General features: G+C 70.4%; 25 protein-coding genes. 7 read left to right on the forward strand and 18 right to left on the reverse strand.

Features of this window, described 5'->3' with window-relative positions; genetic code table 11:
• A partial coding sequence (locus J7F03_RS11980) for an SDR family NAD(P)-dependent oxidoreductase (protein ID WP_214948712.1) occupies nt 1–506 on the forward strand: 506 nt, incomplete at its 5' end.
• A gap of 27 nt (nt 507–533) precedes the next feature.
• Here J7F03_RS11980 and J7F03_RS11985 read toward each other — a convergent pair.
• On the reverse strand, nt 534–914 hold the full coding sequence (locus J7F03_RS11985; protein WP_214948713.1) for a hypothetical protein: 381 nt from the start codon (nt 912–914) through the stop codon (nt 534–536).
• Between the two features lie 104 nt (nt 915–1018).
• On the opposite strand from J7F03_RS11985, the gene J7F03_RS11990 reads away from it, so the two are divergent.
• Complete coding sequence (locus J7F03_RS11990; RefSeq protein ID WP_214948714.1) at nt 1019–1219, forward strand: hypothetical protein; 201 nt, start codon at nt 1019–1021, stop codon at nt 1217–1219.
• A gap of 152 nt (nt 1220–1371) precedes the next feature.
• Here J7F03_RS11990 and J7F03_RS11995 read toward each other — a convergent pair whose 3' ends face one another.
• Together J7F03_RS11995 and J7F03_RS12000 are read right to left on the reverse strand one after the other, a co-directional pair.
• Complete coding sequence (locus J7F03_RS11995) at nt 1372–1794, reverse strand: DUF1992 domain-containing protein (protein ID WP_214948715.1); 423 nt, start codon at nt 1792–1794, stop codon at nt 1372–1374.
• 52 nt (nt 1795–1846) lie between these two features.
• Complete coding sequence (locus tag J7F03_RS12000) at nt 1847–2335, reverse strand: nuclear transport factor 2 family protein (RefSeq protein ID WP_308379387.1); 489 nt, start codon at nt 2333–2335, stop codon at nt 1847–1849.
• 117 nt (nt 2336–2452) lie between these two features.
• Between J7F03_RS12000 and J7F03_RS12005 the strand changes: the two genes are divergently transcribed.
• Nucleotides 2453–3013 (forward strand): TetR/AcrR family transcriptional regulator, encoded by a 561-nt coding sequence (locus J7F03_RS12005; protein WP_214948741.1) that lies wholly within the window; start codon nt 2453–2455, stop codon nt 3011–3013.
• A gap of 131 nt (nt 3014–3144) precedes the next feature.
• Complete coding sequence (locus J7F03_RS12010; protein WP_214948716.1) at nt 3145–4437, forward strand: SH3 domain-containing protein; 1293 nt, start codon at nt 3145–3147, stop codon at nt 4435–4437.
• 135 nt (nt 4438–4572) lie between these two features.
• On the opposite strand, the gene J7F03_RS12015 is transcribed toward J7F03_RS12010, so the two are convergent.
• Nucleotides 4573–5094: an ATP-binding protein gene (locus tag J7F03_RS12015; protein ID WP_251071794.1), complete on the reverse strand. Its 522-nt coding sequence runs from the start codon at nt 5092–5094 to the stop codon at nt 4573–4575.
• A gap of 245 nt (nt 5095–5339) precedes the next feature.
• Between J7F03_RS12015 and J7F03_RS12020 the strand changes: the two genes are divergently transcribed.
• Together J7F03_RS12020 and J7F03_RS12025 are read left to right on the forward strand one after the other, a co-directional pair.
• Complete coding sequence (locus J7F03_RS12020) at nt 5340–6191, forward strand: helix-turn-helix transcriptional regulator (RefSeq protein WP_214948717.1); 852 nt, start codon at nt 5340–5342, stop codon at nt 6189–6191.
• Nucleotides 6192–6202: 11 nt separating this feature from the next.
• A complete protein-coding gene (locus J7F03_RS12025) occupies nt 6203–6400 on the forward strand; it encodes a hypothetical protein (protein ID WP_214948718.1) in 198 nt (65 codons plus the stop codon).
• Nucleotides 6401–6452: 52 nt separating this feature from the next.
• Here the strand turns inward: J7F03_RS12025 and J7F03_RS12030 are convergent, their stop codons facing one another.
• The 14 genes from J7F03_RS12030 to J7F03_RS12095 form a co-directional block, all read right to left on the reverse strand.
• A complete protein-coding gene (locus J7F03_RS12030) occupies nt 6453–7091 on the reverse strand; it encodes an OmpA family protein (RefSeq protein WP_214948719.1) in 639 nt (212 codons plus the stop codon).
• Between the two features lie 4 nt (nt 7092–7095).
• Nucleotides 7096–7473: a hypothetical protein gene (locus J7F03_RS42310; protein ID WP_308379390.1), complete on the reverse strand. Its 378-nt coding sequence runs from the start codon at nt 7471–7473 to the stop codon at nt 7096–7098.
• A gap of 243 nt (nt 7474–7716) precedes the next feature.
• Nucleotides 7717–8334 (reverse strand): pilus assembly protein TadG-related protein, encoded by a 618-nt coding sequence (locus J7F03_RS12040; protein WP_308379392.1) that lies wholly within the window; start codon nt 8332–8334, stop codon nt 7717–7719.
• On the reverse strand, nt 8331–8543 hold the full coding sequence (locus tag J7F03_RS12045; RefSeq protein ID WP_214948721.1) for a hypothetical protein: 213 nt from the start codon (nt 8541–8543) through the stop codon (nt 8331–8333). Before J7F03_RS12045 ends, J7F03_RS12040 begins: the two co-directional genes overlap by 4 nt.
• Before the next feature lie 110 nt (nt 8544–8653).
• On the reverse strand, nt 8654–9406 hold the full coding sequence (locus J7F03_RS12050; protein ID WP_374104316.1) for a response regulator: 753 nt from the start codon (nt 9404–9406) through the stop codon (nt 8654–8656).
• Nucleotides 9337–10527 carry an ATP-binding protein gene (locus tag J7F03_RS12055; RefSeq protein ID WP_308379394.1) on the reverse strand — a complete coding sequence of 397 codons (1191 nt, stop codon included), beginning with the start codon at nt 10525–10527 and terminating at the stop codon, nt 9337–9339. Before J7F03_RS12055 ends, J7F03_RS12050 begins: the two co-directional genes overlap by 70 nt.
• Nucleotides 10528–10532: 5 nt before the next feature.
• Nucleotides 10533–11423, reverse strand: a complete 891-nt coding sequence (locus J7F03_RS12060) for a DUF5936 domain-containing protein (RefSeq protein ID WP_214948747.1) — start codon at nt 11421–11423, stop codon at nt 10533–10535.
• A gap of 13 nt (nt 11424–11436) precedes the next feature.
• A complete protein-coding gene (locus J7F03_RS12065; RefSeq protein ID WP_214948723.1) occupies nt 11437–12375 on the reverse strand; it encodes a type II secretion system F family protein in 939 nt (312 codons plus the stop codon).
• Nucleotides 12372–13721, reverse strand: coding sequence for a CpaF family protein (locus tag J7F03_RS12070; protein ID WP_214948724.1), 1350 nt, complete (start codon nt 13719–13721; stop codon nt 12372–12374). The genes J7F03_RS12065 and J7F03_RS12070 overlap by 4 nt, the downstream gene beginning before the upstream one ends.
• A 7-nt stretch (nt 13722–13728) precedes the next feature.
• Nucleotides 13729–14094 carry a TadE/TadG family type IV pilus assembly protein gene (locus J7F03_RS12075; protein ID WP_214948725.1) on the reverse strand — a complete coding sequence of 122 codons (366 nt, stop codon included), beginning with the start codon at nt 14092–14094 and terminating at the stop codon, nt 13729–13731.
• Nucleotides 14095–14098: 4 nt separating this feature from the next.
• Nucleotides 14099–14467 (reverse strand): TadE/TadG family type IV pilus assembly protein, encoded by a 369-nt coding sequence (locus J7F03_RS12080; RefSeq protein WP_214948726.1) that lies wholly within the window; start codon nt 14465–14467, stop codon nt 14099–14101.
• A 3-nt stretch (nt 14468–14470) separates the two neighbouring features.
• Nucleotides 14471–15778: an AAA family ATPase gene (locus J7F03_RS12085; protein ID WP_214948749.1), complete on the reverse strand. Its 1308-nt coding sequence runs from the start codon at nt 15776–15778 to the stop codon at nt 14471–14473.
• Nucleotides 15779–15794: 16 nt separating this feature from the next.
• Nucleotides 15795–16496, reverse strand: coding sequence for a Flp pilus assembly protein CpaB (locus tag J7F03_RS12090; RefSeq protein ID WP_214948727.1), 702 nt, complete (start codon nt 16494–16496; stop codon nt 15795–15797).
• Nucleotides 16497–16536: 40 nt separating this feature from the next.
• Nucleotides 16537–17511 (reverse strand): hypothetical protein, encoded by a 975-nt coding sequence (locus J7F03_RS12095; protein WP_214948728.1) that lies wholly within the window; start codon nt 17509–17511, stop codon nt 16537–16539.
• Between the two features lie 388 nt (nt 17512–17899).
• On the opposite strand from J7F03_RS12095, the gene J7F03_RS12100 reads away from it, so the two are divergent.
• Entirely contained in the window at nt 17900–19594 is a 1695-nt protein-coding gene (locus tag J7F03_RS12100) for a chitinase (protein ID WP_214948729.1), read from the forward strand.
• The last annotated feature ends 43 nt before the right edge of the window (nt 19595–19637 follow it).

Genomic DNA, 19637 nt, shown 5'->3' on the forward strand with positions numbered 1-19637 from the left:
TGGTCAACAACGCCGGGATCGAATTCGCCAAGACCGTCCTCGACACCACCGTCGAGGAGTGGGACCGGCTGATGTCGGTGAACATGCGCGGGGTGTTCCTCTGCTCCAAACACGGCATCCCGGCGATGGCCGCGCGGGGCGGCGGGGTCATCGTCAATCTGGCCTCGGAGCTCGGCGTGGTCGGTGACGCGGGCGTGGCGGCGTACTGCGCTTCCAAGGGCGGGGTCATCCAGCTGACGAAGGCGACGGCCATCGACCACGCGAAAGCCGGAATCCGGGTCAACGCCCTGTGCCCGGGACCGATTTCGACCCAACTGCTGGAGGACGTCTTCCTCTCCAGTCCCGACCCGCGGGCCATGCGCGAGGACTTCGAGGCGCGCACCCTGCTCGGCCGGCTGGGCCGCCCGGACGAGGTCGCCGCCGCGGCCCTCTTCCTGGCCTCGGACATGTCCTCCAACATGACCGGCGCCAACCTCGTCCTCGACGGCGGCTGGACCACCCGCTGAGGGGTAGACGGCCTCGCGGTCGGGCGGTCAGCGGCAGGAGGTCGCGGGAGAGGTCCCCGGCGTCTCCAGCTCGTCGGCCCGGCGGGTCAGTTCGTCGGCGGTTGCGTCCCAGGAGGGGCCGTGGCAGTAGAGGTTGTCCGCCGCCTCGCGGAGCAGGGCCACGTCGTCGGGCCGCTGGAGGGTGATGAGCCGGTAGGCGAGGTTGCGTATCCAGACCGGGAGGAGTCCGTCCAGTCGATGCGGGCACAGTTCGCGCAGCATCCCGATGATCGTGTCCGCGTCAGCGAAGGTCAGCTGTTCGACGAAGAAGTCCTGATGATGTTCGCGGTGGCACGGCGGCGTCGGGGCGTACTCGTCGCCGTAGATGCATCGCGCGTGCTGGACCAGGCTGCGGTGGAGGTGCGTCACACGGCTGAGCCTGTGCAGCCGCTCCCCCGCCCCCGACCCCACCCGCGCCACCCTGCCCACGAGGCCGGCACGGCGACGGCCTGGCCTTCCACCTCGGTCGGACGATGGACGCCAAGCCGGCGGTCGCGCGGATGACGCTTGCCTACCTGGTGATGACCGTCCTTGCCCTCGGCGGGCCGAACTGCGTGCGGGGCAAGTGGCCCACCGTGGCCGGCGCGACCACCTACCCGCTCTACCTGCCCCACGAGGACATCGGCTGGACTGGCATCCGGCTGCTCCGCAACCACATGTCTCCGTGGTCCTGATCGCCGCGATGACGCTGGTCGCCGCCACCCGGCGGCACTGCGCGCGGGCGGGGCTCGGGCCGTCGCCCGCGTTCAGCCCGCGTGCGGCCTCGTACCGCTCCCGGAGCCGGCGGTGTCCGAGGAGCCGTGGTTAGTGCTGCGACCGGAAAGGTCTAGCGGGACTCGCGGCCCCCTCGGGCCTCCCGGGCCTCTCGCCATTGCGTCAGCTCGGCTTCGACGTCGAACTCCGCGAGGTTCAGCGGTGGGCCCGGGGGCGGCATGCGCAGGGCCGCGCGGATCTTGTCGTTGACCTCGGTCAGGATGTCCCGGGCCTGGCGCTCGGTGCGGGCGCCGCGGACCGCCTCGCGCGCGTCCTCCGCCTCCTTGCGGAGCGCGAGCGCCGGCGGGAGGACGGCGAAGCCCTCGCGGTGCAGCTTCCCCTTGATCCACCACAGCTCGTCGTACGGGGCGTCGAGCGAGGCCAGCGGCTTGCCGAAGCCGGACAGCTCCTCGAAGTCGCCGCGCTCCTCGGCCTGTCTGATCTGCCGGTCCACGAAGGATTCGAAGCTGACACCAGGTGGTTTGCGCTCGGTCACGTTGCCTCCTCGGGGGTCCCCACCAGCATATCTCCACCACCACAGAAGGCAGTTACTCGCGGTAACCATGGCCGGATACAGGAGGCTGGAGCCGGCGGTCCGACTCCGCGATCGGGATGTCGTTGATGCTGGCCTCGCGGCGGCGCATCAGGCCGGCGGGGTCGAACTCCCACTGCTCGTTGCCGTGGCTGCGCCACCACTGCCCCTGCGCGTCGTGCCACTCGTACTCGAAGCGCACCGAGATGCGGTTGTCGGTGTACGCCCACAGCTCCTTGCGGAGCCGGTACTCCAGCTCGCGCTCCCACTTGTCGGCGAGGAAGGCGCGGATCTCGGCGCGGCCGGTGAGGAAGCGGTCGCGGTTCCGCCAGGAGGAGTCCTCGGTGTAGGCGAGGGCGACGCGTTCGGGGTCGCGGCTGTTCCAGGCATCCTCGGCGGCCTGGACCTTGGCGCGGGCGGACTCTTCCGTGAAGGGCGGCAGGGGCGGTCGCACGGCGGTGGAAGCGGGGGCGGCAGGGGTGGCGGGAGTAGCGGGAGTGTTCACGGGCGGCGCACCTCGTCAACTCGGCAACACATGGAGAACGGTCGTTCTCACCCTAGAGAACGACCGTTCTCCACGCAAGTGATTCTGGTCTACGCTGCCCATATGCCCGCTGCTCCGATGAACGACGACGAAGCCCGCACCCGCCTACTGGACACCGCGGAGGCGCTGTTCTACGCCGAGGGCATCCAGGCCGTCGGCATGGATCGCATCCGCGCGGAGTCCGGCGTCGCGCTCAAGCGGCTCTACCGGCTCTACCCCGCCAAGGAGTCCCTGGTCACCGCGTACCTGGAGCGCCGCGACCAGCGCTGGATGAGCGGGCTGCGCGACGCGGTGACCGGGAGCGCGGACCCCGTCGGAGCGGCCTTCGACTGGCTCGCGCAGTGGTTCTCGGAGCCGGACTTCCGTGGCTGCGCTTTCCTGAACGCCTACGGGGAGCTGGGAGCGGGCCCGGCCGGCGTGCTGGACGTGGTGCGCCGGCACAAGGCGGAGCTACGGGCGCTGCTGGCCGACATCGCCGGCGCCGGCCGGGAGGGCCTGGCGGAGCAGCTGCTGCTGCTGGTCGAGGGCGCGACGGTGGTGGCTGCCCTGGAGCCCGGGCCGGGGCCGGCGCTGCGGGCGCGGGAGGCGGCGTACGTACTGGTCCGTGCGGAGCGCGTGATTCACACGGTTGCCGAGTGACCGGTAACGCGTCGTACACACCTGGGTCTCATCATCAGCTTTTAACTGGCCGCGGGCCCCCTGTCCACCGGTGGACCGCATTCGGCGGTCATCTGCCGGTTCCGCCGTCTTTCCTTGCGGAGGAAACACCCTTGTCTGCTTCCCGCTGCACGTCCGCGGCTCTGGTCGTCGCGGCCGTCACCGCGACCTGCCTGCTCCCGGTCGCGCCCGCCTTCGCCGACGACTCGCCGCACATCCGCTACTCGCAGCCGTACGTCCCCTCGATCGCCGCCGGCAAGACCGGCCGCGTCGTGATCGTCGCCAGCGCCGGCGCCGACGGGGCGCAGCGGGGCAGGTTCCGGATCACCGCGCCGGAGCGGACGACGTTCCCGGAGGCGGAGTTCTACTGGAACAACGACCGCGCCGCGGCTCCCTGTACGCGCTCCACCGACGCACGACAGCTGACCTGCGAGGCCGGGACCCGCGCGGGCTTCTCCTTCCCGGCGCGGAGCGACACCCGACTGGGCGTACTCGTACGGGTGGACGCGGACGCACCGGAGGGCACGACGCTCGGCGGCGGCGAGTGGGCGGCCGGAAGCGACTCGCCGGCCCTGTACGCGGTCTCCACTCCCGTGACGGGCCCCAAGGGCGACGACGGCCACGACGGCCACGACGGCCGGCCGGGCCACGACGGGAAGCCCGGCCACCACGGCAAGCCGGGCCGCCCCGGCCCCAAGGGAGACAAGGGCGACCAAGGGGAACGGGGCGAGCGAGGCGAACGGGGAGACAACGGCGACCGGGGCGAGACCGGCCCGAAGGGACCCGCCGGTCCGAAGGGCAACAAGGGCGACAAGGGCGACCGCGGCAACACCGGCCAGACGGGCCAGACCGGCGCCGCCGGACCGGAGGGTCCCCGCGGACCCGAGGGCCCGAAGGGCGACACGGGACCGGCCGGCGGTCCGCAGGGCGACACCGGACCGGCGGGTCCCAAGGGCGACAAGGGCGACAAGGGCGACAAGGGCAATACGGGCAACACCGGCCGGCCGGGCACCGTAGGACCGGCCGGCCCCCGCGGACCCCAGGGCCCGAAGGGCGACGCCGGTCCAGGCGGAGGCCCGAAGGGCGCGCGCGGCCCCAAGGGCGACCAGGGCAAGCCCGGTAAGCCGGGCGCGTGCAAGTGCGGCAAGGACCACAAGCACGACAAGGACCACAAGGGCCAGAAGCCGAAGGCCCGCATCGTTAGCGACAAGCTGCACATCCGCACCGGCCCCGGCACCCAGTACGCGAAGACCGGCGTCATCAAGCACGGCGCCGCGGTCCTGGTGCAGTGCAAGGCCAACGGCACGAACGTGGACGGCAACTCCCTCTGGTACAAGCTCGCCGACGGCCGCGGCTGGATCGCCGCCCGCTACGCCGAGAACCTGAACCGCATCCCCACCTGCTGACCCGGCCCGACCCGGCCTGACCGGGTCGGCCCTCCCACCTTCGGTGCGCACCGAGGCCCCCGAGCCCCGGCGCGCACCGAAGCCGTTTCCGCGCCCGGAACCGCGCCCGGATGCCCGCCCGGCTCCGCGCCGCCGTCAGGAGGCCAGGTATCCGACGGCCCCCGCCACCGGCAGACTCGCCCAGGTCCGCGTCCCGCCGCCCGGTTCGCGGGACTCCCCGAAGCCCCAGGACCCGCCGCAGTCCCGGACCACGGCGGACATCACTCGCAGGGCCGCCCGACGGCGGGCCTCGCAGTGGGCGGCGAGGCGGGGGTGGGAGTGGGGGGCGTGGCCGTCGTAGACAGTGAGGCGGAGGGAGCCCTCACGGTGGCGGAGGGCGAGGTACAGGCTCCGCCCGGGGTCCAAGTACCAGGATGCGGCGACGAGTTCCCCGACCACCTGCACGGCGGCGGGCACGACCGGGTCGAGCCCGTGGGCATGCAGGACGGACCGTACGGTGCTGCGCGCGATCTGGGCGCTGTACGGCTCCCCGGGCACGGTCAGGCTGCACGCCAGCCCGTCGGGGGACGGCGGCTCGCCTGCGTCGGGCTCGCGCGGAGCCACCGCACAGACGGCGAAGCGGGCCTCGGGGGCGGGCGGGGTGAAGGGGCTGAGCATGGCGGACTCCCTGTGTCGTGACGCGGATGACGTGACTTCGGTGAGCTCGACGCGCACGGGGACTCGACGGTGGGGGTGGTGGCTTGTCGCCGCAGCATGCGCATGCTGCGCCGATGCACTTCAACTCCCTTGCGTGAGCGGTGCATTACAGAATGTAGCGCGAGGCGGGCCTTTTTTGGCCCGCGATACGGAAGAAGTCAGCCGTTCGTGGCGTAGGGGGCCGCCGACGCGCAAGACTGCACCCCATGACCGCGAGGACAGCTCCCACCGAGCGCCAGAAGCGACTGGGGTACGAACTGCGCCGGATGCGCACGTCAGCAGGGATTTCCGCCGAGTTCGCGGCGGGCCTCCTGGGCGTGGACCGAGGCGCGATCTCCGCAATGGAGTCCGGCACGCGCGCCATCTCGGCCGAGCGGCTGCGGACGCTGGCCTGCAACTGCCAGGTGAGTGACGAACGGTACATCGCCGGACTGACGGAGATGGCCCTGCCCGCCGGACCGAGGTGGTGGGACCGGTACCGGGGGCACGTACCCCAAGGGTTCCTGGACATCGCCGATTTGGAATCCCAGAGCCTTCGCATGCGGGGCGCCTACACCACCCACATGCCGGGCTTGCTCCAGACCTCGGACCACGCCCTCGCCGTGTTCCGCATGGTCATCCCCGCGCTCCCGGAACACGAGGTCGCGCTTCGACTGGCACTACGCGTGGAGCGCCAGACGGTCCTGGACGGAGAGAAGGCGCCCGCGTTGGTCGCCGTCGTGCACGAGGCCGCACTGCGGATGCAGTTCGGCGGGCCGACGACCCTGCGGGCGCAGTTGGACCACTTGCTTCATCGCTCCGAACAGGACAACGTGACGGTACTCGTCCTCCCGTTCGAGGCAGGCGGGTTCCCGGGCGCGGGACAGACCGTGCTCTATGCGGAGGGGCCGACAGTGCAACTCGACACCGTGCAGGTGGACAACTCGCACGGCCCTGACTTCCTGTATGCGGATGCGCAACTCACGAAGTACCGAGCCCACTTCGACCTGATGGAGAGCCTGGCACTGCCTCCGGGAGCCTCCCGGGACTTCATCCGGAACATCGCGAGCCAGCTGTGAGAGGGGACACCGTGACGGTCGTGACCTGGGAAGACCCGTTCTGCGGCGAGGGAAACTCCTGCTACCGGATAGGGGTGGACGGTGACGGCAACAGCTACATCGCACTCTCCGGCCAGGAGGACACGTACCTCACCGACACCCGCGATGCGCTCCGCCAGATGATCCGGGACATCAAGGCCGGCAAGGCCGACCACCTCCTGGCGGACTGACCCGGCCGACCCGCCGCCCGGCCACGGATGACCGGGCGGCGACGTTCTGCGACTACTGGCCGGCGCCGCGCGGGAAGGTGATCTCGACGCGGCGGTTCTTCTTGCGGCCTTCCTCGGTGTTGTTGTCGGCGATCGGGTAGTCCTCGCTGTAGCCGCGCACGTCGAAGACGACACTGGGATTGGTCACGGTCTTCGCCAGCTCCGCCTGCACGGCATCGGCACGCTGCTTGGACAGCTCCTGGCCGTGCTCGTAGCTGCCCTGGTCGTCGGTGAACCCGAAGACCCGGACCCGGGTGGCCTTCTGTGTGTTGATCTCCTGCGCGATGGCTTGTATCCGGGCGGCGGCCTGGGCGTTGAAGACGGCACTGTTCTCGGGGAACATCACCTCGGACTGCAGCGCCATCATCACGGTCTGGTTCGTCTCCTGCCGCCGCTGCTCCCCGCCGAGGTCTTCGACCACCTCGGCGATGTCGAGGACCTTGATCGGCGCGAGGGTTCCACCCTGGGGGATCTTCAGCCCGGGGGCGTTGGAGTCGATGGGCACGGGGGCGGAGGCGGACGGCTCTGTTCCGGGGGGTACGGACGGCTTGACGTCGTCGGCGTGGGCGCTCGTCGCGCCGATGAGGTGGGCGCCGGCGATGACGAGCCCGGCGACGGCTGTGGCAGCGGCTGTGCGGTGGCTTTTTGTCATGGGGTCACCCGGAGAGTTTGACGGTGGCCGTGGCGAACGTGGGGAGGCTGAAATCGACCTCCGTCGTGCTGGCGGGGGGTGCCGGGAACTGCGCGAAGAACGGCATCGTCTGGCTGGCTTCGATGATGTTAAGCCCAGTCGTACAGAGACACCGGCCCTCGGTGTCGCGAAGCACGTAGTACCTCTTCTTACCGACCTTGTCGACCAGCGTCACACCCGCAACCGATACACCACTCGCATTGAGTTCGTTTCCTCGCCATGGTGCGGTATTTGCATACGGAGTGCCGCCAGTGTTCTTCAACTGGCCTTCGATCGTGAGAAACCCGCCGGCATCCCGAGCTGCCTTGCTAATGGTCAGAACCATACCGCTCTCACCGTTCACCGTGGCCAGGATCTGTGTCGGTGTCGGGCTCGCGCTATCACCGGTCGCGGGCGTCTGCCGAGCGCTCCCCTGAGAGTCGACCGGAGCCGACGATTGCGGCGCCTTCGGCTTGTCGTCATCACCGCCGCCACACCCGGCCGACGCAAAGGCTAGGAGTGTCGCGACTACTCCCACGGCTCCCCTACGGACCCTCACCGTATGCCGAATGCTCATCTATCCCGCTCCCTTGTCATTCGTTCGCCGTCAGTTGACCAGTCGCACGCTGAACAGGTCTCTCGCCAGCTGCGACAACTGGCCCGGGTTCAAGGGGTCCAGCTTGATGGATGTGTCGCCGTCACAGGTGATGTTGACTGGATCGGGCTTGGGCACCCCGCCATCAGTGGACGAGGGCGTGGGCGCTGGCCCCAAGGAGCACCGTGGTTTGATCACGGCCGTGGCCTGGGCCTTACCGTGAACTCCCTCGGTTCCCGGCACGACGGACTTCCCGACCGTGTCCCTGGTCGTCACCGTGACGGTGAACCTCGGCAGAGCCGCCGCGCACTCGGCCGTCGCACCGTTACGCTCGGCGAAGATCTCTGCTTGCCCGCAGGCACCCCTCGCGTCGAAGCCCTTGCCCGTGAGGATCCGCTCCCAGTCCTCCGGCTTTAGATCAACCAGGTTGAGCTTCGCGAAGACACCGTCTCGGGCTTCTCTGGCCGCAGCCAACGCCGCAGCATCAGCAGCACCCTGAGCATCGCTGCGCGTAGCCCCGGCCATCCCGACGACAAAGAAGGCGAGCATGGCAAAGAGCAGGCCCGCCACCACCACGATGTAGGCGGGGAAGGCCTGCCCTCTGTCACCGGGCAATCTGAGCCATGTCACCTGCCCGCGGTGATGTTCGCGACGGCGGTCGTAATTTTGGTCGTGATGGCCTGCCCGATACCCGTGCCGACCATGGCTCCGATGATCACCACGACCACCAGGATGATCCCCAGGTACTCGAAGGCTGTCTGGCCACGGTCCCCGTCCATCCGCGCCTGCACGCGGAGCTTCGCTTTGACGGTCGCCGTCAGCAGCGCGTTGTGTGACATGGGGGTTCCCTCCCGGTCGGGTGCCGCTGTCGATTTGCGGACGGTACGGCCGGACACCACCAATAGCCAAGGGTCTCGGGGCCCAATTACGGACCCACTGCGCGCTCCGTCTACCCATGGCCACTCACCCCTGGACGGGCCGTTCCCAGCCAGCGCGCTATCGCCTCGCTGCGGGTAGTGCTCTGCAGCTTGGCGAAAATGCGGTTGATGTGGTTCTTGACCGTCTTCTCGCTGATGAAGCAAGCGGCGGCGATCTGCTGGTTGTTCATCCCCGAAGCGATGAGGTCCATCACCTCGACCTCCCTCGAACTCAGCCCGAAGGCAGCGGAGTTGTGGAGACGCTCAGAAGACTGTGGCACACTTCGTTGCGGTTGCGAAGAGGCGCGGAGCTCCGCCAGCAACGCACCTGCCGCCGATGGCGTGAAATGGGGCAGGCCCTCGCGTACGTCTCGGACCGCACGGATCAGGTCATCGGCGGTGAACTCCCCGTGGACCAGGTAACCGCCCGCCCCCAACAGCAGCGCCTCCCGGACAATGTCCGAATCCCGGCTGTAGGTCAGCATCAGCACCGAGGCCAGCCGCACGAGGTGTGGAAGGGCCGAGATGCCGTCCACCCCGGGCATGCGGACGTCCAGCAGGATGACGTCCGGGGTGTGCAACCGGGTCAGACGCAGTGCTTCCCGGCCGTCCGAAGCCTCGGCCACCACTTCGAAGCCCTCGGTCGTGGCCAGGAGGGCGGACAGGCCGGCCCGGACGACCGGGTTGTCATCGGCGATCAGCACGCGGAGGCGCGTCACCGCGCTCCCTCCAGGGCCGCGAGCGGGAGGTCCAGGCGCACCTGCGTGCCTGAACCGCCCGAGCAGGGACCGATCGATATGCCGGCACCGATCGCCTTCGCGCGTTCCGTCATGCCGAGGAGCCCGAAATGGCCGCCTTCCGAGAGTGCGGGCAGGTCCGCGCCACCAGGCAGCCCACAGCCGTCGTCCTCGACGGCCAAGGTGAGGTGGTCGGCGTCCGCGGACACCGAGACCGTGATCCGCGAGGCCCCCGCGTGCCGGCGGGCATTCTCCAACGCCTCCGACGTCACCGCCAGGAGGTGGCGGGCCACCGTGGCCGGAACCACCGGCAGGACTCCGGCCGCGCGGAGCTCCGTACCGGCCGTGAGGGCCCGGAGTTCGGCCAGGAGGGAGACTCCCGGCGTGTCCAGATCGCGGCGCAGGTCCGTCAGCAGTGCACGAGACTCCGCCGCCGCGCGGCGGACCGCCACGGACAGGAACTCGGCCTGACGGCGGATCTCCGAGGGGTCCGCCGTGCGGGACAAGGCGTCCGCCGTCAGGGCCAGGCCGTGCAGGGTCTTCGACACGGAGTCGTGCATCTCCCGGGCCAGGTGCTCCCGTTCAGCCCGCACCGCCTCCGCCACCGCCAGGCGGGCACGGGTCTCGGTCAGGGCCTGGCTCGCCGTGCCGAAGCGGAAGAGGAGGTCGCGCAGGCAGGATCCCGCCGCGCCGGCGAGCAGGCAGAGCAACGGCAGGACCAGCGTGCCCGCGAGGGCTGCCACGGCTACTGCCTGTACCACCGCGTAGACCGCCGAGCCGTGCCATCCGTAGACCAGCCCGGCCAGCAGTGGGGTGCACAGCGAGACGAAGCCGAGCGGGGACTCGGGGGTCGCCGTGATCAGGAGTAGGGCGCTGAATCCCATGTCCACCGCCAGCAGCCAGCGGTGGCGCAGCAGCAGCGGGCCGAAGCGTTCCCAGTCGCGGAAGAGAACGTAGGACAGCATGAAGGTGAGGAGGATCGCGCCGCTCACGAGGTACGTCGGTCCCCCGGGCGCCGTCCGTCCCAGCGCCGGCGGTGCGCCCAGGCCGATCATCACGAGGCGGAACGCGAAGACCTGGCGGCACAGGGCCCGGAGCGCATTCGCCTGGAGGGTCGGGGACGGTGTCGCAGCCGCGCGTACGGGAAGTACGAGATCCAGTGTCGCCACGGCGCTCACCCGTTCCCGAACATGGCGCCGAAGTCGATGTCCGCGCCGTAGACGAACCCGCACACGAGCAGGATCAGTGTGCCCGGCAGCATGAACGTCGTCACCGCGAAGGTGGCCTTCGGCACGGCGCGTGCGGCCCGGCGGCGGGCGTTCTGGGCGTCCGTGCGCCGCATGTCCTCGGCGATCGCGATCAGCGTCTCCACGATGGGGGAGCCGAGCTCCTCGCCCTGCTGGAGTGCGGTGACGAACTGCGCCACCTGCTCGGAGTCGTTGCGCCGCCGCAGCTCGGCGAAGGCCTGGCGGCGGCTGACGCCCATGTCCATCTGTTGCAGGGTGATGCGGATCTCGTCGGCCCACGGCCCCTCGTACTGGGCCGCCACCCGCCCCAGCGCCTGGCGGAAGCCGAGTCCCGCGCTCACCACGACCGCGAGCACGTCCAGGAAGTCCGGCAAGGTCCGCTCGATGTGGTCACGACGGATCCGGATCGCCGACCACAGGCCGACCTCGATCCAGAACAGCCCGAAGGCGACCATCAACAGGGCGGGGACCAGCTGGCCGTTCAGCAGCATGGTGAAGGCTCCGAGACCGCCGAGGAACCCGTACACCGCGCGACGCGCCGCGTAGCGGTCGATCGTGAGGCCGGCCGGATTGCCCGCCGCGTCGATCTGGGTGCGCTTGCGCGCCACCCGGTCGGGTCCCATCAGACGCAGGACCATCGGCGCGTAGCGGATGCCCATCCGGTCGACGGCCGAGCCGACCGCCGTCGTGCGGGTGGCGCCGACTTCCAGGGCCAGGGCCAGGTCAGTGGGAAGTTTGACGTCCGCACGGAAGAGCCGCACCCCGTGGAAGATCCCGAAGACCGAGGCGCCCACCAAGACGGCCAGAAGCAAAGCGATCACGGCAGCCTCCTCACACGTCGATCTTCGACATACGGCGGATCAGTACGAAGCCCAGCGTGAACAGACCGAGGGACACCAGCACGGCCGTCTGGCCGAGAAGCGCGCCCGTCATACGGTCCAGTGCACCGGGCAGCATCACATTCACCAGCAGCAGGGACCCGAGCCCGATCGCCGGCACCAGATACGCCGTAACCGTCACCTGCGACAGCTGCGTCCGGATCTCCCGCCGCGTCTCCTTGCGCTGCTCCAGCGTCACCGTCAGGTTCCGCAAGCTGCCCACGATCGCGCCGCCCGCCCGCGCCGACAGGACGAGGGTGGAGACCAGGACGACCAGTTCGCGGGACGGGAGCCTCTCCGTCAGCTCGCTCAGCGATTCGTCGATGGAGTGGCCGATCGCGAGCCGGTCCGCGACGCGGGCCAGTTCCTCGCCCGCCGGGGCTTCGAGTTCCTCCGCCGCGATGCCGATGGCCGTGCGCAGGGCCAGACCGGCCTGGGTGGCGTTGGCCAGGATGCGGGCCAGGTCGGGGAGTTGACCGATGAAGCGCTCCGTACGCCGGGTGCGGTGCCAGTTGAGGAAGGCGTTGGCCGACCAGAGGCCGATCGCGCCCGCGACCGGGCCGAAGAACGGGGCCAGGAAGGAGGCGGCTATCAGCCAGACGGCCGCCACCGACATGAGCATGTACGCGAAGAACTCGCCCGGGGTGACGTCGAGGCCGGTCGCCGCGAGCTTCAGTTCGATGCGCCGGCCCAGCCGCGTGCGCCGCAGGCGGCGGTCCAGGGAGCGGAAGCGGCGTACGCGGCCCAGCGGCTCGGGGGCTCCGCTCGCCGAGAGGCGGTCGATGAGGGCGGCACGCTCCGCGCGGCCCTTGGCGTAGGCGTGGACGCCCCACACCACGAAGAGGCAGGCCAGCAGGGTGGCGGCGAGGGTGAGGGAGACGTATGGGTTCACAGGGCGGTCCCGCTGATCGTGCGCGTGGTGAGTTCGTCGTCCGGCAGGGCCACGCCGAAGGCCTGAGGGATCGGCTGGCTGTTCATGTAGAGGCGGTCCGCGATGCGGCGCGGCAAGGGGTAGTAGGCGAAGTAGCCCTGGACGCGGCCGTCCGCGCCCATCGGCTGCGGTACGAAGCGGCAGACCGGGATGACCCGGAACGGTTCGCGGCCGTACGAGTCGAGGATGGCGATCTCGGTGATGCGGCGCGTGCCGTCGCCGAAGCGGGTCAGCTGCACGACGACGTTGACCGCGCTGTTGATCTGGTCCTGGAGCGCCTCGAAGGGGATCTCGACCTCCGACATCGAGGCCAGGGTCTGGAGACGGGTCAGCGCGTCTTCCGAGCTGTTCGCGTGGACGGTGGCCAGGGAACCGTCGTGGCCCGTGGACATCGCCTGGAGCATGTCGAGCGTCTCGCCGCCGCGGACCTCGCCGACGATGATGCGGTCGGGGCGCATGCGCAGGGAGTTGCGGACCAGGTCGCGGATGGTGATCCGGCCCTTGCCTTCGACGTTCGCCGGGCGGGATTCGAGGCGGATGACGTGCGCCTGCTGGAGCTGGAGTTCGGCCGAGTCCTCGATGGTGATGATCCGCTCGCCCTCCGGGATCAGGCCGGAGAGGGCGTTGAGGAGGGTGGTCTTGCCGGTGCCGGTGGCGCCGGAGACGATCACGTTCATCTTGGCCGCCACCAGCCCGGACAGGAGCAGGAGCATCTGTTCGTCCAGGGAGCCGAGACCCACCATCTCGTGGAGGGTGAAGGCCCTGGGGAAGCGGCGGATCGTGAGGGTGGCGCCGGTCAGGGACAGCGGCGGGATGATGACGTTGACGCGTTCGCCGCTGGGCAGGCGGGCGTCGACCATCGGATTGGCCTCGTCCACGCGCCGGTTGACGGTGGAGACGATCCGCTCGATGGTCTGCATCAGCTGGTCGTGCGAGGCGAAGCGGAGCGGGAGCTGCTCCACGCGGCCGGCGCGTTCGACGAAGATCTGGTCGGGGCCGTTGACCATGATCTCCGAGATCGTCGGGTCTTCGAGGAGCGGTTCGAGCACACCGAGGCCGAGCGCCTCGTCCACGACGCGGCGGATGAGCTGGGAGCGCTCGACGGTGGAGAGGACGGGTCCCTCTCGGCTGATGATGTGGCCGAGTACGCGTTCGAGCCGCGCCCGGCGCTCGGCGGGTGCGAGCGCGGACATCTCCGCGAGGTCGATCTCCTCCAGCAGCTTGGCGCGGTACGAGGAGACGAGCCGGCCGTCTTCGCGTGGGCTGTGGCGGTCGTCCGGTGTGTTGACCCGGGATCGCAGGCTCATGGTCTCGTCACCCCTTCGGGTCGTCGTTGGGCATGGTCACCGTGGCCGTGGCGTTGTCGAAGGACAGGCCGGGGATGACGGAGTTGACCGAGAGAGTGACGGTGACCTTGATGGCGTCCCTCGAATTGGCCCAGTCGAAGTCAGCGGTCTCTGCCAGTCCCCCACTGATCGCGGACCGTCCGGCCGCCTCTCCGCCCTCACCCGTTCGCGCCTCCACCCGCGCCGCCGTCCGCGCCGCCGTCTGCGCCTGCTGGTGGACGTACGCGACCCAGCCGAGCTGGATCCCGCACAGTGCGACGAGGAGCAGGATGGGGATGAAGCCGATGTATTCCAGGGCGACTTGGCCCCGGTCGGAGTGGACGCGCCGCCTCATGGCGTCATTCCTCCCTCTCCATCGCCGCAGCGGCCGTGCCGTCGATCGAGCCGAAGTCGAGCCCGGGGAACAGCACCGGGATCTTGAGGTTGACGGTCGCCTTGTAGACGTCCCCGGACTCACCGCAGTCCACGGACATGCTCCAGGTGCTCCCGATGTACTTGCCCGCCGCCGCCCGGCACTCCGCGCCCCCCTTCACCGCCCCAGCCCGCGCCGCCTCGTCCGCCGCGTTCCCGGCGAGCGAGAAGGCGTAGCCGATCAGTACGCACTCCCACACGGCCGCCACGAGCAGCAGGATCAGCGGCACCGTGCCGACGAACTCGATCGCCACCTGCCCCTGGTCCCGACCCCGTACGGGTCTGCGCGCGGGCACCGCTCAGCCCTCCCGGCCGCGCCGCAGCCACGGCCCGAGCGCGCCCCGGTCGCCGCCGCGCAGCCTGGCCACGGGCCCGGAGGTCCGTACCGCCAGTGCGGCGCCGGGCTGCTCGGGGGAAGCGGCGGGTTCCGCGTCCGGCGGTGCCAGCAGGCCCAGCTCCCCCGCCACCGTCCACAGCGCCTGCTTCACCGTCGACCTGTTGTCCAGGTCCTGTACCCGCCCCGCGTCCACGACTGCCTGGAGTTCCTTGAACGCGGCCGGCACCGGGGTCCGTACGGCCCTGGTCTTCGTGATCTTCTGGATCAGGGCGGGCTGGATCTCGGTGTGCTTGGTCCAGCGGTTGACGACCACCGAGGTGTCCTCCGCCTTGCGGACCTGGAGCCGTTCCCACATCCGGACCATCCGCTTCGCCGCCCGCACCGCGACCACGTCCGGGGTGGTGACGAGCACCGCCACGTCCGCCGTCTCGACCGCCGCCGCGTTGGCGCCCGTGACCTGGGTGCCGCAGTCGATGACGACGAGCTCGTAGCGGGCGCGCAGCGCGGCGACGATGTGCCGGGCGGCCCGGTCGTCGACCTCCTCGCCGCGCTCCCCGTCGGCCGGGGCCAGCAGCAGGGCCAGGCCGGTCCGGTCGTCGTACACGGCGTCCTGGAGGACGCGCGGCGAGATGTCCTGGATGCCGGCGAGGTCGGCGATGGAGCGCCGGAACTGCACGTCGAGGTACGAGCCGACGTCGCCGGCCTGGAGGTCCATGTCGACCAGTGCGGTACGCCGTCCCGCGGCGGCCGCGGCCAGTGCGAACTGCACCGCCGTGAAGGTGGCGCCGACTCCGCCCTTGGCCCCGGTGACCGTGACGACCCGGCCGCCCGGGCCGGTGAAGACCTCGGGGCCCCGGCCCAGGTGTCGGCGTACGCCCACGGACCACTGGGCGGCGGCCTGGACTCGGGCGGCGAGCTCCTCGTAGGCGAGCGGGAGGCCGACCAGGCCTCGCGCGCCGCAGTCCATGGCGGCGGAGAAGAGCGCGGGGCTCGCGTCCGAGGTGACGAGGACGACGCCGATCGCCGGGAAGCGCAGGGCGACTTCGCGGATGAGTTCCAGGGCGGGGAGCGGACCGATCCGCTCGTGTACGAGGACCACCTCGGGCAGGTCGTCGAGTGACTCCGCGGCGAGCCGGCCCAGCATGTCGAGGAGGAAGGCGGAGTCGGGCACGGGGGCGGCCGGCTCGGCTCCGGGCAGCTGACTGAGGAGGGTGGCGATGACGCGGGCGGCTTCCGGGTCGCCGACCGCGGGGAGGATTCGGGTGCTCAGGGTTGCCATCCGGGCCTCACTTGTCCCCGTCGAGGGTGTACGTGCGGTCGTTCGGACCGGGCGCCGAGTCGGTGCCGGGGGCCACCAGGGCCAGGCGCACGTGCTCCGCGAACGACTCGGCGTACGCGACGCGCTGGGTGTCCTTGGTGTTCAGGGCGAAGGTGATCGGGACGGCCTCGGCGGGGCCCTTCTTGTCGCTGTCCTTGTCGAGGGGGGTGAGCTTGCCGACGTTGATGACGCGGGCGTTCGCGACGATGATCACCGAGCGGGACGGGTCGCCGTCCTTGGCCCCCTTGAAGGTGGCGAGGATGTTGACCTTCGCGCCCGAGTTGATCTTTCCGGCCACGCCGGTCGCCGCGTCGATCATGATGGCGATCTCCTGCTCGCCCGGCTGGAGCTGCGGCCGGTCGACGAACATGTCCGTCTGCAGCAGCGAGCCCTTGCGCAGGGTGGTGAGCGCGATCTTGTCCTTGAGCTGGCCGAGGTCGGTGACGGCGGTCGCCGAGAGCCACCGCCGGGGGACCGTGACCTCCTCGAACTGCCCGGCCGCCAGCGGGCTGTACGGGGCTATGTCGCCCTTCACCCGGTAGGCGACGACCTCGGCCCCGACCTTGGAGTTGACGTCGCCGATCACCACGAGGACTCCGCCGAATGCGGCCAGGGCGCACAGGACCGACAGGAGCAGCAGGATGACGCCGCGGCGCTGGCGTGAGTTCATGGCCGTACTACCTCGCCGTTCTTGATTCGTTCGGGGCCGGTCAGGATCTGGATCTGGATCGGGGGGCGAGCCGCGCCGCCGGCGCGGGCGGCGGTGGCGGCGCGGTCAGCGGGGCCGCGCAGAAGCCGCAGCGGTCGCCGATGAGTTCGAAGCCGCACCAGCGGCACTCCTCGCGGCGGACCGAGGCGACGAGCTGGTAGAGGACGGACGGGTCCGGGATGGCGGCGGCGAACTCGACCAGCTTCGGCGTGGCCCACCAGGCGGGCGAGTCGGCCGGCAGCGGATTCTCCATGACGCCCTGGACCTGCCAGGCGGGGGCCAGGTCGGAGACGACCCAGTCGGAGGCCAGCTGCCCCCGGGCGAAGGTGAGGTGGGTGGCGAACGCCGGTCCGGGGGGCAGGGCTCCGGCACCGGAACCGGAGCCCCCGCCGCCGTGGGCGCCGGACGAGCGCCGGGAGAGCGCGGAGCCCGCGGGCTTCGAGGAGCCCGCAGCCTTCGAGACCCCCAGCTTGACCAGGTGCGGGACCGGGTTGGCCACGACGGCGAACTGCGCGTTCGGCGACCACGACTTGGCATGCGCGCCCAGCCCGACCGGCACCCGGTCCAGCTTGGCGACCGAGCCGAGCAGCGCGCCCGCGTGGATGTAGTGGGAGAGCAGCCGGGCGGCGGAGGCGAGCACGCCGGGGCTGAAGTCGCAGACGCTGAGCTGGCGCAGCTGACGTACCAGCAGGGCGGTGGCCAGCGGCGGGAGATCGATGTCGAGGAGGGCCATCCGGTCGGTCTCCAGGATGGCCCGTACGGTGTACAGCCGGCGGACGGTCGCGGCCGGGAGCCAGGGTGGTACGACGACCACGAGATGGCCGTGGCGCTCCAGCAGGGCGGCCGTCTGGGAGAGCGAGCCCTCCAGGTCGATCTGCTGGGGCGGCGGTAACACGATGGCCGTCGGAGTGTGCCGGTCCGGGGCCGGCAGCACCAGATCGGCGCTGGTGACAGCAATGGCGGTCGGCACGCGCATCCCCCCGTTCACCCCATGCCCAGCGGACGTTCACACCACCCGGGAGTCCGTCCGAAGACGGTTCCGGGCGCGCGCCGCACATCCCCTCACGGCCGCGCACGCGCTGCGCGACCGCAAACGATCAACCCTCTGCCCCCTTGCCCCAGCACCATATCCGCGTCCCCCCTGGCAGGGCAGGGGCTTCCCCATTCCTGTGCCACGAGCACATGTCACAGGTGGCGGGAAATCCGGACAACCGGGATCGGAACCCGTGCGCCGCGCCGATCGGTTCAAGCCATATTGCAAACACTCTTGACATGGACATTGGACTAGACCAACTTGTCGGTGGGGCACCCCACTTGCCCCGGACGCGTACCTCACATCCCCCTCTCCCCCCACCGGAGCCCACGTGAACCGCATACGCTCCCTCGCCGTCCCCCTCGCCGTGACGCTCACCGCCGGCGCCCTGACCGCCCTCGCCACCGGCACCGCCCAGGCCGCGGACGTCAACGTCGCCCGCAACGGCGGCTTCGAGTCCGGCCTCGCCGACTGGACCTGTACCTCCGGCAGCGGCGCGGTCGTCTCCTCCCCCGTCTTCGCCGGCGCCGCCGCCCTCAAGGCCACCCCGGCGGGCCAGGACAACGCCCGCTGCAGCCAGAGCGTCAAGGTCAAGCCGAATTCGACCTACACGCTGAGCGAGCAGGTCAACGGGTCGTACGTGTACCTCGGCGCGACCGGAACCGGCACCCAGGACGTCTCCACTTGGACGCCGGGCACGGGCGGCGGCTTCCAGAAGCTGTCCACCACCTTCACCACCGGCCCGAACACCACCCAGGTCACCGTCTACACCCACGGCTGGTACGGCCAGCCGGGCTACGTCGTAGACGAGTTCAGCGTCTTCGGCCCCGACGGCGGCGGCGGCACCGACCCCGCCCCGACCGTGCCGGGCGCCCCGGCCGGCACCGCCGTTTCCGGCCAGAGCGCCAGCGGGCTCACCCTTTCGTGGAACGCGGTCAGCGGAGCCGCCGGCTATCACGTGTACCAGGACGGCGTCCGCGTCCGGACGGTGACGGGCACCTCCGCCCAGATCACCGGCCTCGCCGCGTCGACCTCGTACTCCTTCCAGGTGAGCGCGTACAACGCGGCGGGCGAGAGCGTGAAGGCGGCGTCCGTCACCGGCACGACCACGAGCGGCGGGGGCGGCAACCCGAACCCGGCGGTGCCCAAGCACGCGCTGACCGGCTACTGGCAGAACTTCAACAACGGCGCGACCGTCCAGAAGATCTCCGACGTGTCCTCGCAGTACGACATCATCGCCGTCTCCTTCGCCGACGCCACGACCACGCCCGGCGCCATCGCCTTCAACCTCGACTCGGCGGGCCTCGGCGGCTACACGGTCGCCCAGTTCAAGGCCGACATCGCCGCGAAGAAGACGGCTGGCAAGTCCGTCATCCTCTCCATCGGCGGCGAGAAGGGCACCATCTCGGTGAACGACTCGGCGTCCGCGACCAACCTCGCGAACTCCGCGTACGCGCTGATGCAGGAGTACGGCTTCAGCGGCATCGACATCGACCTGGAGAACGGCCTGAACCCGACCTACATGACGCAGGCGCTGCGCGCGCTGGCGGCGAAGGCCGGCTCCTCGTTCGTCCTCACGATGGCCCCGCAGACCATCGACATGCAGTCGACCCAGGGCGGCTACTTCAAGACGGCTCTCGCGGTGAAGGACATCCTGACCGTCGTCAACATGCAGTACTACAACAGCGGCTCGATGAACGGCTGCGACGGCAACGTCTACGCACAGGGCTCGGTGGACTTCCTCACCGCGCTGGCCTGCATCCAGCTGGAGGGCGGCCTCGACCCCTCGCAGGTGGGCATCGGCGTACCGGCCTCCCCGAGCGGCGCGGGCAGCGGCTACGTCTCGCCGGCCATCGTGAACAACGCGCTGGACTGCCTGACCAAGGGCACGGGCTGCGGCAGCTTCAAGCCGTCGAAGACCTACCCGGGCCTGCGCGGCGCGATGACCTGGTCGACCAACTGGGACGCCAAGGCGGGTAGCGCTTGGTCCAACGCGGTGGGTCCGAAGGTCCACAGCCTGCCGTAGCAGGTAGGTGTGTGGGGGTGGCTGCCCGACAGCCTGTTGGCTG

The sequence above is a fragment of the Streptomyces sp. ISL-43 genome, from assembly GCF_018614195.1.
Classification (GTDB): domain Bacteria; phylum Actinomycetota; class Actinomycetes; order Streptomycetales; family Streptomycetaceae; genus Streptomyces.

What these genes read in the sequence shown, in the direction of transcription:
- J7F03_RS11990 (WP_214948714.1), top strand. Translation starts at nt 1,019, where the DNA reads ATGGACGCCAAGCCGGCGGTCGCGCGGATGACGCTTGCCTACCTGGTG.
- J7F03_RS12005 (WP_214948741.1), top strand. Translation starts at nt 2,453, where the DNA reads ATGAACGACGACGAAGCCCGCACCCGCCTACTGGACACCGCGGAGGCG.
- J7F03_RS12015 (WP_251071794.1), bottom strand. Translation starts at nt 5,094, where the DNA reads ATGCTCAGCCCCTTCACCCCGCCCGCCCCCGAGGCCCGCTTCGCCGTC.
- J7F03_RS12020 (WP_214948717.1), top strand. Translation starts at nt 5,340, where the DNA reads ATGACCGCGAGGACAGCTCCCACCGAGCGCCAGAAGCGACTGGGGTAC.
- J7F03_RS12030 (WP_214948719.1), bottom strand. Translation starts at nt 7,091, where the DNA reads ATGACAAAAAGCCACCGCACAGCCGCTGCCACAGCCGTCGCCGGGCTC.
- J7F03_RS12045 (WP_214948721.1), bottom strand. Translation starts at nt 8,543, where the DNA reads ATGTCACACAACGCGCTGCTGACGGCGACCGTCAAAGCGAAGCTCCGC.
- J7F03_RS12070 (WP_214948724.1), bottom strand. Translation starts at nt 13,721, where the DNA reads ATGAGCCTGCGATCCCGGGTCAACACACCGGACGACCGCCACAGCCCA.
- J7F03_RS12075 (WP_214948725.1), bottom strand. Translation starts at nt 14,094, where the DNA reads ATGAGGCGGCGCGTCCACTCCGACCGGGGCCAAGTCGCCCTGGAATAC.
- J7F03_RS12090 (WP_214948727.1), bottom strand. Translation starts at nt 16,496, where the DNA reads ATGAACTCACGCCAGCGCCGCGGCGTCATCCTGCTGCTCCTGTCGGTC.
- J7F03_RS12095 (WP_214948728.1), bottom strand. Translation starts at nt 17,511, where the DNA reads ATGCGCGTGCCGACCGCCATTGCTGTCACCAGCGCCGATCTGGTGCTG.